Genomic DNA, 10,536 nt, shown 5'->3' with positions numbered 1-10,536 from the left:
AGGACCACGGGTTGTGGACCGGGGCCGGCTCGTTGAGCGGCGGAGACATGGTTCCGGGGGTGGAAAACACTACGGGCCACGGCGCCGACACGGGACCCTCAACCCATGCGGCACCGCAGCCCGGAGCTGTCGTCGGGCGCCAGATGGGATCGAGAACTGTGCGGGGTCCTCGATCTGCGGCGTCCGACCGAGGAGGGGCCGCGCGCGGTCAGGGCAGTTGCGCGGGGACCTCTCCTTGGTGCCCTTCCATTGTGGACTAGACCAATCTCGGTTGTCCAGGCCTCCCGGAAAATTGGTCTAAACAACTCAGGGGGTGTCCGGACCCGGCGGGAGGCCTGGCGCGCCCCGCCCGGACCGGCGGCGCTACCCTCGCCATGTGCCCTCGCTGAACGAACTCGTCCGCCGCCACACCACCCTCACCGGGGCCGATGTGGAATGGCTCCACCACCTGGTCTCGGAGTGGCAGCTGCTCTCCGACCTCTCCTTCGCCGACCTGGTGCTGTGGATCCCCACCTGGGACGGCATCCGCTACGTCTCGGTGGCGCAGATGCGGCCCAACACCGGGCCCACCTCCTACCAGGACGACATGGTCGGCCACCTCGTCCCGCGCGGCCGCCGCCCGCTGCTGGACGCCGCCTTCGACGAGGGCCGGATCGTGCGCGAGGGCGACCCGGAGTGGCGCGAGGAGGTCCCGGTCCGGGTCGAGTCGATCCCGGTCCGGCGCGAGGGCAAGGTGCTGGGCGTGATCGCCCGCAACACCAACCTGCTGACCGTCCGCACCCCCAGCCGGCTGGAGCTCACCTACCTCCAGAGCGCCTCCGACCTGGCCCAGATGATCGCGGCCGGCTCCTTCCCCTTCCCCGGCGTCGAGCAGGCCGACATGGACGCGGCCCCCCGGGTCGGCGACGGCCTGATCCGGCTGGACGCGGACGGCGTGGTCACCTACGCCAGCCCCAACGCCCTCTCCGCGTACCACCGCCTCGGCCTCACCACCGACCTGGTCGGCAGCCACCTCGGCCGGGCCACCGCCGACCTCGCCCCGCCGTCCCGCTCGGCCGTCCACGAGGCGCTGGTGAAGCTGGCGAGCGGCTGGGCACCCCGGCAGACCGAGGTGGAGGCGCAGGGGGGAGTGGTGACCCTGCGGGCGATCCCGCTCAAGCCCAAGGGCACCCTGACCGGTTCGCTGGTGCTCTGCCGGGACGTGACCGAGCTGCGCCGCCGCGACCGCGAGTTGATGACCAAGGACGCCACCATCCGGGAGATCCACCACCGGGTGAAGAACAACCTGCAGACCGTCGCGGCCCTGCTGCGGCTGCAGTCCCGTCGGATGGAGTCGGAGTCCGCCCGGGCCGCGCTGGACGAGGCGGTGCGCCGGGTCGGCTCGATCGCGATCGTGCACGAGACGCTCTCCCAGGCGCTGGACGAGCAGGTGGCCTTCGACGAGATCGCCGACCGGGTGCTGGCGATGGCGATGGAGCTGACCCAGGACGGCCGGGTGGCGACCCGCCGCACCGGCAGCTTCGGGATCCTCTCCGCCGAGGTGGCCACCCCGCTGTCGATGGTGCTGACCGAACTGCTCCAGAACGCCCTGGAGCACGCGTTCGGTCCGACCGCCTCCGGGAACCTGGAGGTCAGCGCGCTGCGCGGGCGGGCCCCGGCGACCGGCAAGGGCTGGTCGGACACCTGGAACGGCGGCGCCCGGCCGGAGGAGTACCTGCTGATCACGGTGCAGGACGACGGCCGCGGCATGCCGGAGGGCTTCGACCCGAAGACGGCGGGCAACCTCGGGCTGCAGATCGTCCGGACGCTGGCCACCGGCGAACTGGGCGGCACCTTCGACATGGTGGCCGGCCCGAACGGCGGTACGAAGGTGATCCTGGAGATCCCCGTCCGCTGAGATCCCGGTCCGCCGCGGTCGCGGCCGCGGGGAAACCGTTGCGCGGGGATGCGCACAGGTGCGTGGAGGGGGCGTGCGTCCGGCGGAAGCGCCGGGTGCGCGCACCCGCACGCCGGAGTGCGGAACGGGGCGCGGAAACAGAAACGAGGCCCTGTCGACCGGGGGGGGGTGGGTCGACAGGGCCTCTCAACCCGTTCCGGCCGTCGGGGGGAGTCGGCCGGAGCGGGGGCTCTGGGTGGTGCGACACCTCGCCGGTGCGTTGCACACGGTGAGCGCCACAGCTCCACGATATTGCTCTAAGTGAACAGTATCAAGTGCTTGGGCAGGTCCGGTGTCGCGGGACCTGGCTGGGCGAGGTCCTTGGTGCGGAAGGCTTCACCAGGAGGTGCAGGGAAGCCTTTGATCATGTGTCGATCGGTACTGCGGTCACTGCTGGTACTACGGCGTGTGATCGCCGGGTGATCAGGCGGTGCGGGCGCGGTTGCGGGCTGCACGGCGCTTCATCGCGCGGCGCTCGTCCTCGCTCATGCCGCCCCAGACGCCGGCGTCCTGACCGGTCTCGAGCGCCCACTGGAGGCACTGCTCCATCACCGGACAGCGGCGGCACACGGCCTTGGCTTCCTCGATCTGCAGCAGAGCAGGACCGGTGTTCCCGATCGGGAAGAACAGCTCGGGGTCCTCTTCGCGGCAGACAGCGCGGTGGCGCCAGTCCATGGTCGTCCAACTCCTCCTGCCGCGGGGGGTGGCCCGATCGGCATAATCGAATGGCTTGTGAATGTGAACGCTTTCACGAATCCCGCAACAGCAAAAGAGACCAAAGGCCCGTCGGGCCCGGGTGGTCTGTGCTGGGGGGGATTCGGCGATTCGAGGGACACCCCGCGGTCGGCGCTCCTGTGGTTCCGGAGTTGCCGTCGCTGCGATGTGTCCCGATCGCCATGTAGAGGTTCGCAAACCTCGGGCTCGGATACAACCCCCTTCGGGGAGGAATTTTGGATTCTTCGGTGTCGCCTAGCTCACAGCCAGTACTTCTATGGAGTGAAGGGGGCTTGTGCGTTCGAGAAGAAGGAGGAACCCCCCTTCCAGTCACACAATCACACGCAGTGCCCGCCGTACGCCTGTGAAACTGACGCGACTCCTGTCTCCAAGATGGTCCCCGTCGACCTGGAACGGGGCCGGTTCCTCCGAAACCAAGGTGAAGTGTCTGACGTCGTGATAGGAGACGACGTGCTTCCCGGAGGGGCCGCTGGGAGGGGCGCCGTCACTCGAAGTCGTGTACGACCGCAGGATCTGACGGACCGTTCGAGCGGTGCCGAACGCCGTCATCCGGGTGATGCCGAAGACGTCCAGGTCCGTGTCGAAGGAGGCGAGCGGTGAGGGGTAGACCGGACGGTTGCCGAGGAACGTCCAGGGAGAGGTGTTGCTGACTATCGACAGCACCAGGCCCGGAACCCGTTCGTGGCCCGGCAGCTCCAGGGAGACGGGGCCGGAACGGCGCTGCTCACGCTGGGTGAAGTAGTGCCGCAGGGCCTGGCCGACGTACAGGGCGTGGGTGGACTTGCGCCCGGCCCGGCGCTGCTCCTCGACCCGCCCGACCACCCCGGCGTCGAAGCCGAGGCCGGCGGTGAAGGTGAACCAGCGGTCCGGCAGCCCGTCGGTCATCGCCTTGCCCAGCCCGATCGGCCGCTCCCGGCCGTGCTCCAGCGCGTCCAGTAGGGCGCCGGTGGCCTCCACCGGGTCGTTGGGCAGGCCCAGCGCGCGGGCGAACACATTGGTCGAACCGCCCGGCACCACGGCCAGTCGCGGGACCTTCTCGCCCGGGCCGTGCGCCAGCAGCCCGTTCACCACCTCGTTGACGGTGCCGTCCCCGCCCAGCGCCACCACCAGGTCGACCGTGCCGTCCTCCGCCGCCTCGCGGGCCAGGTCGCGCGCGTGGCCCCGGTAGCGGGTCTCGGCGACCTCCAGCTTGAGATCGCTGCGCAGGGCGTGGATCAGGACGTCCCTGGTCCGGCCACTGGTGGTGGTGGCCTTGTGGTTCACGACCAGGAGAGCGCGCATGGGGAAAGCCTACGGGTCGGTACGGAGCAACCGGCGGCTACCCTGCTGGAGTGACCGCAGAAACCTCCGCACCCGTACCCTCGGCCGGATCCGGCCGCCCGGCCTCCCTGACCCTGGGCGCCGCCATCACGGCCCTGGCGGGCGCCGCGCTGGCCGTCGTCGGCGTCTGGGACATGGTGGCCGCGCTGTCCGGCCAGTCCAAGCAGCTGGCTCTGAACGAGTTCGGCGGAGCGGTCATCGTGCTGCTCGGGGTGCTGCCGGTGCTGGCCGCCCGCGCCCTGCTCAAGGAGCGCCGCTGGGGCCGCAGTCCGGCGGTGCTGACCAACTCGATCTGCCTGCCGGTCGGCTACTACATGGCCGAGAGCGGCGGCGCGATGATCGCGGTCGGCGTGCTGGTCGGGGCGCTCGGCCTGGTGGGCATCGGCTGCCTGCTGAACCCGAAGTCGACGGCGGCCCTGTACGCCCCGTCCGAGGACTAGGGGTACAGGGCCGCCGGGGGCCTGAAGCCGGGGGCTTGAAACCGGGGGGCCTCAAGCCGGGGGAACTGAAGGGGCGTCAGTCCTACTCCTCCACCAGGAGCTTCTCCCGCAGCTGGGCCAACGTCCGGGCGAGCAGCCGGGACACGTGCATCTGGGAGATCCCCACCTCGGCGGCGATCTGCGACTGGGTCATGTTCCGGAAGAACCGCAGCACCAGGATCTTCTGCTCCCGGGGCGGCAGTTGGGCCAGCAGCGGCTTGAGCGACTCGCGGTACTCGACGCCCTCCAGCGCCTCGTCGGTCGCGCCCAGGGTGTCCGCGACGGCCGGCGACTCGTCGTCGCTGTCCGGCACGTCCAGGGACAGCGTGGAGTACGCGTTGGCGGACTCCAGGCCCTCCAGGACGTCCTCCTCGGAGATCCCCAGGTGCTCGGCCAGCTCGTGCACCGTGGGGGAGCGGCCGTGCCGCTGGGAGAGCTCGCTGGTCGCCGTGGTGAGCGACAGCCGCAGCTCCTGGAGGCGGCGCGGGACGCGCACCGCCCAGCCCTTGTCGCGGAAGTGCCGCTTGATCTCCCCGACGATGGTCGGCGTCGCGTAGGTGGAGAACTCGACCCCGCGCTCGTGGTCGAAGCGGTCCACCGACTTGATCAGGCCGATGGTGGCGACCTGGGTCAGGTCGTCCAGCGGCTCGCCCCGGTTGCGGAAGCGCCGGGCCAGGTGCTCGACCAGCGGGATGTGCATCCGCACCAGCTGGTTGCGCAGCTCGACCCGCTCCGGGGAGCCCTCGGGCAGTGCGGACAGCCGGACGAACAGCGCGCGGGCGGCCTCCCGGTCCGGGGCGCCGGTGCGGTGCGAGCCCTGGGCGGGCAGGGCGACGTGCGGCTCGACCTCGGCCGTCGACTCGGCCTCGACCGCGGGGTCGGCCTCGACCGCCGGTTCCGTCCCGACGGCCGGGGCCGTCTCGTCCACCGGGTCCGGCGGGGGCGCGGAGGCAGGCGTCGGCTCGGACGTCGGCTCGGTGGGGTGGCTCATCCGCTGGGCGTCCTTCGGGTGCGCTTCGTCGTTGGCGGCGAGGCCGGGAACGCTCGCCTGGGTCGGTACGGCAGGTCCCGCCGTCGCGAGGCCGGTACGGTCCAGATCACTCACGGCCATTCCCCCGTTCCGTTCCGGGAGCACCGGGGCCGGTGGCCCCGGAATCGTCTCGTTGGTCGTACCGCGTGGGTGGCGGTACCGGGAGCCGTCCGTCGGTCCCCTGAGCGGGGGAGCGGCGGACGGCCCTTGCGCGGGTGCTGCTCGGTGCTGCTCGGTCGTGCGGTGCGGTCCGGCGCCCGACTAGTGGGAGGGGGACCCGCCGCGCTTCTTGTGCAGGCTGATCGTCACGGTCCTGTCCTCGGCGACCGAGGAGTCGACCTCGCCGGCCAGGGCGGAGAGCACCGTCCAGGCGAAGGTGTCCCGTTCGGGAGCCTTGCCGTCGGTGGTCGGGGCGGAGACGGTGACCTTCAACGAGTCGCCGACCAGCCGGAACTCGCAGGACAGTACGGAGCCGGGCACCGCCTGCTGGAGCAGGATGGCGCAGGCCTCGTCGACCGCGATCCGCAGGTCCTCGATCTCGTCGAGCGTGAAGTCCAACCGGGCCGCCAACCCGGCCGTCGCTGTTCGCAGGACGGAGAGGTAGGCCCCGGCTGCGGGCAGCCGGACCTCCACGAAGTCCTGAACGCCGAGATCGCCGTCGATCTGGGACACCCTTGCCTCCTGGGTGGCGCGCTGTGCTTTCTTGGTACCCCGCTTGTTACCGCTTGCTACCCCCGAAGGGGGCCCGGCGCCGCGGATCCGCCATCGCTCTGCCTTCCGCACCCCGGTTCGGGAGTTACTCATGGTAAGGCATTGCGACGCAGGGTGGCAGACCCTTTCCCCGGACTCCCGGGAGCCGTTCAGCGCTGCCCGGCGGCGGCCAGCGCCCCGTCGGAGAGCCGGTACACCGTCCACTCGTCCATCGGCACCGCGCCGATCGACTTGTAGAAGTCGATCGAGGGCTGGTTCCAGTCCAGGACCGACCACTCGACCCGGGAGTAGCCGCGCTCGACGGCGATCCGGGCGAGTTCCAGCAGCAGCGCCTTGCCGTGGCCGCCGCCGCGCGCCTCCGGGCGGACGTACAGGTCCTCCAGGTAGATCCCGTGGGTGCCGCGCCAGGTCGAGAAGTTGCGGAACCAGACCGCGAAGCCGACCGGTTCACCGGTGGCGTCGTCCTCGGCGATCAGCCCGAACAGGGACGGGTTCTCGCCGAACAGGGCCTCGTGCAGCTGCTCCTCGGTGGCCTTCGCCTCGTGCAGGGCCTTCTCGTACTCCGCGAGTTCGCGGATCATGGCGTGGACGACGGGGACGTCGGTGGCGACGGCGGTGCGGATCATGTCCGTGAGCCTACTGCTCGGGACCGGTCTCGTCCCAGGCCTGGAGGGAGGTCTGGTCGATGATCCGGCCGTCCCGCAGACCGGCCATCGAGGACATCAGCACCCGGACGCCGTCCGGGTACCGGCAGGACTCCAGGAAGGCGACGTGGTCGCCCTGGACGACCACCTGTTCCAGTGTGTGGGTCATCTCGCGGCCGTAGACGTCGTCCAGCATGGCGCCGATCTCCTCCCGCCCGTGCATCACCAGGGGGTGGCTGGGCTGGGTCTTGCGGTCGACCATGCGCAGTTCGGCGTCCTCCGCGTAGAGCGCCAGGAGGGCCTCGGCGTCGCGGCGCTCGATGCCCTCGCGCAGTGCGCGGGTGTCGAAGGCGGCGGGGGCCGTCGTGGTGGTCATGATCTCGCTCCTCCGGTCGGGTTCCGTCGGCTCGTACCTTGAGCGTACGCCCGCGGCCGCCCGGACCCGGAGGAGCGGGATCCGGGCCGGTCAGGGGGCCGGCACGGTGCGCAGGTAGGCGGCCAGCGCGCTGATCGCGGCCGGGTTGCGCGGGCTCTCCACCAGGTCGACGTAGTCCATGACGAAGATCCGGCCGTTCCTGACCGCGGCGACGTCGGCCAGCGGCGGGAAGGACGTCAGGAACTTCCGCTTCTCCTCGGCCTTCGGCGTCGCGTAGTCGTTGATCACGATCACCTCGGGGTCGCGCCGCACCACGCTCTCCCAGCCGGCCGTGACCCAGCTGTCGGCGAGGTCGCCCATGATGTTGGTCCCGCCCGCCTTGGCGATGATCTCGTTGGCGGCGGCGAACTTCCCGGCGGTGTACGGCTTGTCCTGCCCGCTGTCGTACAGGAAGACGGAGGGGCGGCGCTCGGGCTGCGGCACGGCGGCGATCCGCGCCTTGAAGTCCGCGATCAGCTGGTCGGAGCGGTCCTTGACGTCGAAGATCTCGCCGAGGTTGGCCAGGTCGGTGTAGAGCGCCTCCAGCGGGTCCATCACGCCGCGCTCGGTGCCCTTGCCGCTGCGGCAGGACTCGCTGAGCACGTACGAGTCGACGCCGAGCGCCCTGAAGGCCTGCGGGGTGACGCCGCTGCCCTCGTCGAAGCCGTAGTGCCAGCCGGCGAAGACCAGGTCGGCCTTGGCGTCCAGCGCGATCTCCTTGGTGAGGATCTTCTTGGAGAGCCAGGTGGTCTGCTGGTAGCCGTCCTTCCAGGCGACCTGGTCGATCTTCCCCTTGTCGTCGGGCATCACGTAGCCGGCCATCCGGTCGGCGAGGCCGAGCGAGAGCATCAGTTCGGTGATGTTGACGTCGTTGGTCACCACCCGGGCGGGCTTCTGCGCGAAGGTGAGCTTCTCCCCGCAGTTGTCCACCGTCACGGGGTAGTGGGCGGAGGCGGTGGCGGCCTCCTTCGGGGCGATCTCGGCGCCGCAGCCGACGAGTCCGAGGGCGAGCAGGGCGGTGGCGGCAACGGCCTTGGTGCGCACGGGAGTTCCTTGGGGGTCAGGGGAGGCGGTCGAAGAGCAGCTGGAGGGCGCCGGTCTCCGGGTGGCGCACCGGGGTGCCCCGGACGCCGAACACCTCGGCCAGCAGGGCGGGTCGGAGCACCTCGTCGGGCGGCCCGGAGGCGACGATCCGGCCGTCCCGCAGCACGTACAGCAGGTCGCAGTGGCCCGCCGCCAGGTTGAGGTCGTGCAGCGCGGTGAGCACCGTCGGACCGGCCTCGCGGGCGAGCGCCAGCACCTCCAACTGGTGCGCGATGTCGAGGTGGTTGGTGGGTTCGTCGAGCACCAGCAGGCGCGGTTCCTGGACCAGCGCGCGGGCGAACAGCACCCGCTGCTTCTCGCCCCCGGACAGGCTCAGGAAGCCCCGCTCGGCGAGGTGCCCGGCCCGGACCTTGCGCAGCGCCTCGGCGCAGCGCCGCTCGTCCCCGTCGACTTGGGCGCCGAAGCCGCGGCGGTGCGGCAGCCGGCCCATGGCGACCACCTCGGCGACGGTGAAGTCGAACTCGGCGGAGTGCTCCTGGGTCAGCGCGGCCACCCGGCGGGCGCTCTCGCGGGCGGTGAGGGCGTGCAGGTCGTCGCCGGCCAGCCGGACCACGCCGCCGGCCGGCTTCAGCACCCGGTAGACGCAGCGCAGCAGGGTCGACTTGCCGCTGCCGTTGGGGCCGATCAGGCCGACCACCTGCCCGGCGGCGGCCGCCAGGCTCACCTCGTGGACCAGCCGGGTGCCGGCCAGCTCCACCGAGACGCCGTCGACGGCGAGGTCCTGGGCGTGCACCGGGCTCGGGTCGGTCGTCGCGGTCACCGGGCACCTCCGAAGGCCTGGCCACGGCGGCGCATCATCACCAGGAAGGCGGGCACGCCGAGCACCGCGGTGAACACCCCGACGGGCAGTTCGGCGGGCGCCAGCAGGGTGCGCGAGGCGATGTCCACCCAGACCAGCAGCAGCGCCCCGGCGAGCGGCGCGACCACCAGCACCCGGCGGTGCCCGGCGCCGACCAGCATCCGCGCCAGATGCGGCATCAGCAGCCCGACGAAGCCGATCGCCCCGCTGACCGCGACCACGGTGCCGGTGACGGCGGCGGTCACCACGAACAGCTCGCGGCGCAGCCGGTCCGGGTCCACGCCGAGCGAGGCGGAGGTCTCGTCGCCCATCGCGAGCGCGTCCAGCCGCCCGGCGGTGCAGGCCAGGTAGGCGAGCCCGGCCAGCACGGTGACGGCGGCGATCGGCACCTTGCCCCAGGTGGCGCCGCCGAGGCTGCCGAGCAGCCACATCATGACGTCCCGGGCGGCCTCGCCGCGGTCGGCGGCGAAGACCATCAGGGTGGTGGCGGCGGAGAAGCCGTAGGACAGCGCGGTGCCGGTGAGCACCAGCCGCAGCGGGGTGAGCCCGTACGCGGTGCGGGCCGCGACGTAGACCAGGGTCATGGCGGCCAGCGCGGAGCCGAAGGCGGAGGCGGAGATCGCCCACACCCCGAGCGAGGCGAAGGCGCCGAACAGCATCACGGCGTTGGCGCCGACGGCCGCGCCGGAGGAGATGCCGAGCACGAAGGGGTCCGCCAGCGCGTTGCGCACCAGGGCCTGGACGGCGACCCCGCAGGCGGCCAGCCCGGCGCCGACCACGGCGGCCAGCACGGTGCGCGGCAGCCGGATCTCCCAGACGATCGCGTACGCGGCCGCCTCGTCCGCGTCCAGCCGGCCGCCCGTCAGCCCGGCGCCCAGGAGCCGCAGCACCCGGGGCAGGCCGAGCCCGGAGGAGCCGAGGGCGACCCCGCAGACCAGGGAGAGCAGCAGGGCGGCGGCGAGTCCGGCGGCGAGCGGGACGACGGGTATTCGGCGAGCGGGCGGGCCGACTGCACGGTTGACGGGTGCGCGGTTCACGGGTGCGCCTTGCCTCGGGCCGGGAGCGCGCCGGGGCGGGCGCGGGCCGGGGGCGTGCCGGGGCGCCGTTCCCCTCGCAGTCCGCGGCGAGTTGTCGGGAGGTCGGCGGCCGAGGGCGATCGGGCTGGCGCGGCCGTACGGGCGGGTACGGGCCGTGCTCACCGTTGCGGGTCAGCGCCGGATTCGCACCGGACTTCCCCCTCGGACGCCCTGGCAGCATAACAGCCACTCAGGGCAGGCAACCCTTACCGGGCCGGGTCGGACGTGAACGCACGACCGCCCCCCACACGCAGCGGGAACTTCTGCGGGGACCGCCCCCCACACGC

Annotated in this window: 11 protein-coding genes and 1 riboswitch; of the genes, 2 read left to right on the top strand and 9 right to left on the bottom strand. The window is 71.9% G+C overall.

What is annotated here, in order from left to right; all coding sequences use genetic code 11:
• Positions 1–376: 376 nt before the first annotated feature.
• Positions 377–1,897, top strand: a complete 1,521-nt coding sequence (locus tag ACFU7Z_RS27355; RefSeq protein ID WP_181970676.1) for a sensor histidine kinase — start codon at positions 377–379, stop codon at positions 1,895–1,897.
• Positions 1,898–2,359: 462 nt separating this feature from the next.
• Here the strand turns inward: ACFU7Z_RS27355 and ACFU7Z_RS27350 are convergent, their stop codons facing one another.
• Positions 2,360–2,611, bottom strand: coding sequence for a WhiB family transcriptional regulator (locus tag ACFU7Z_RS27350; protein ID WP_014138019.1), 252 nt, complete (start codon positions 2,609–2,611; stop codon positions 2,360–2,362).
• A 369-nt stretch (positions 2,612–2,980) separates the two neighbouring features.
• Positions 2,981–3,952 (bottom strand): diacylglycerol kinase family protein, encoded by a 972-nt coding sequence (locus ACFU7Z_RS27345; protein ID WP_074001417.1) that lies wholly within the window; start codon positions 3,950–3,952, stop codon positions 2,981–2,983.
• A gap of 50 nt (positions 3,953–4,002) precedes the next feature.
• Between ACFU7Z_RS27345 and ACFU7Z_RS27340 the strand changes: the two genes are divergently transcribed.
• Positions 4,003–4,431 carry a hypothetical protein gene (locus ACFU7Z_RS27340; RefSeq protein WP_049649428.1) on the top strand — a complete coding sequence of 143 codons (429 nt, stop codon included), beginning with the start codon at positions 4,003–4,005 and terminating at the stop codon, positions 4,429–4,431.
• An 82-nt stretch (positions 4,432–4,513) separates the two neighbouring features.
• Here ACFU7Z_RS27340 and ACFU7Z_RS27335 read toward each other — a convergent pair whose 3' ends face one another.
• The 7 genes from ACFU7Z_RS27335 to ACFU7Z_RS27305 all read right to left on the bottom strand — a co-directional run bounded on the left by ACFU7Z_RS27335 (position 4,514) and on the right by ACFU7Z_RS27305 (position 10,210).
• On the bottom strand, positions 4,514–5,581 hold the full coding sequence (locus ACFU7Z_RS27335) for an RNA polymerase sigma factor SigF (RefSeq protein WP_117489497.1): 1,068 nt from the start codon (positions 5,579–5,581) through the stop codon (positions 4,514–4,516).
• A gap of 180 nt (positions 5,582–5,761) precedes the next feature.
• Positions 5,762–6,172, bottom strand: coding sequence for an anti-sigma regulatory factor (locus ACFU7Z_RS27330; protein WP_049649429.1), 411 nt, complete (start codon positions 6,170–6,172; stop codon positions 5,762–5,764).
• A 188-nt stretch (positions 6,173–6,360) separates the two neighbouring features.
• A complete protein-coding gene (locus tag ACFU7Z_RS27325; RefSeq protein ID WP_380780285.1) occupies positions 6,361–6,837 on the bottom strand; it encodes a GNAT family N-acetyltransferase in 477 nt (158 codons plus the stop codon).
• Positions 6,838–6,847: 10 nt separating this feature from the next.
• On the bottom strand, positions 6,848–7,231 hold the full coding sequence (locus tag ACFU7Z_RS27320; RefSeq protein WP_049649431.1) for a nuclear transport factor 2 family protein: 384 nt from the start codon (positions 7,229–7,231) through the stop codon (positions 6,848–6,850).
• Between the two features lie 90 nt (positions 7,232–7,321).
• A complete protein-coding gene (locus ACFU7Z_RS27315; RefSeq protein WP_380780283.1) occupies positions 7,322–8,314 on the bottom strand; it encodes an ABC transporter substrate-binding protein in 993 nt (330 codons plus the stop codon).
• A gap of 16 nt (positions 8,315–8,330) precedes the next feature.
• Positions 8,331–9,134: an ABC transporter ATP-binding protein gene (locus ACFU7Z_RS27310; protein ID WP_380780280.1), complete on the bottom strand. Its 804-nt coding sequence runs from the start codon at positions 9,132–9,134 to the stop codon at positions 8,331–8,333.
• On the bottom strand, positions 9,131–10,210 hold the full coding sequence (locus ACFU7Z_RS27305) for an iron ABC transporter permease (protein WP_074001420.1): 1,080 nt from the start codon (positions 10,208–10,210) through the stop codon (positions 9,131–9,133). Before ACFU7Z_RS27305 ends, ACFU7Z_RS27310 begins: the two co-directional genes overlap by 4 nt.
• Before the next feature lie 122 nt (positions 10,211–10,332).
• Positions 10,333–10,458, bottom strand: a riboswitch (cobalamin riboswitch).
• Between the last annotated feature and the right edge of the window lie 78 nt (positions 10,459–10,536).

The organism is Kitasatospora sp. NPDC057518 (assembly GCF_042802075.1).
Lineage (GTDB): Bacteria > Actinomycetota > Actinomycetes > Streptomycetales > Streptomycetaceae > Kitasatospora.
Note: the sequence above shows the minus strand (reverse complement) of the source record. Positions and strands in the feature narration are given on the sequence as shown.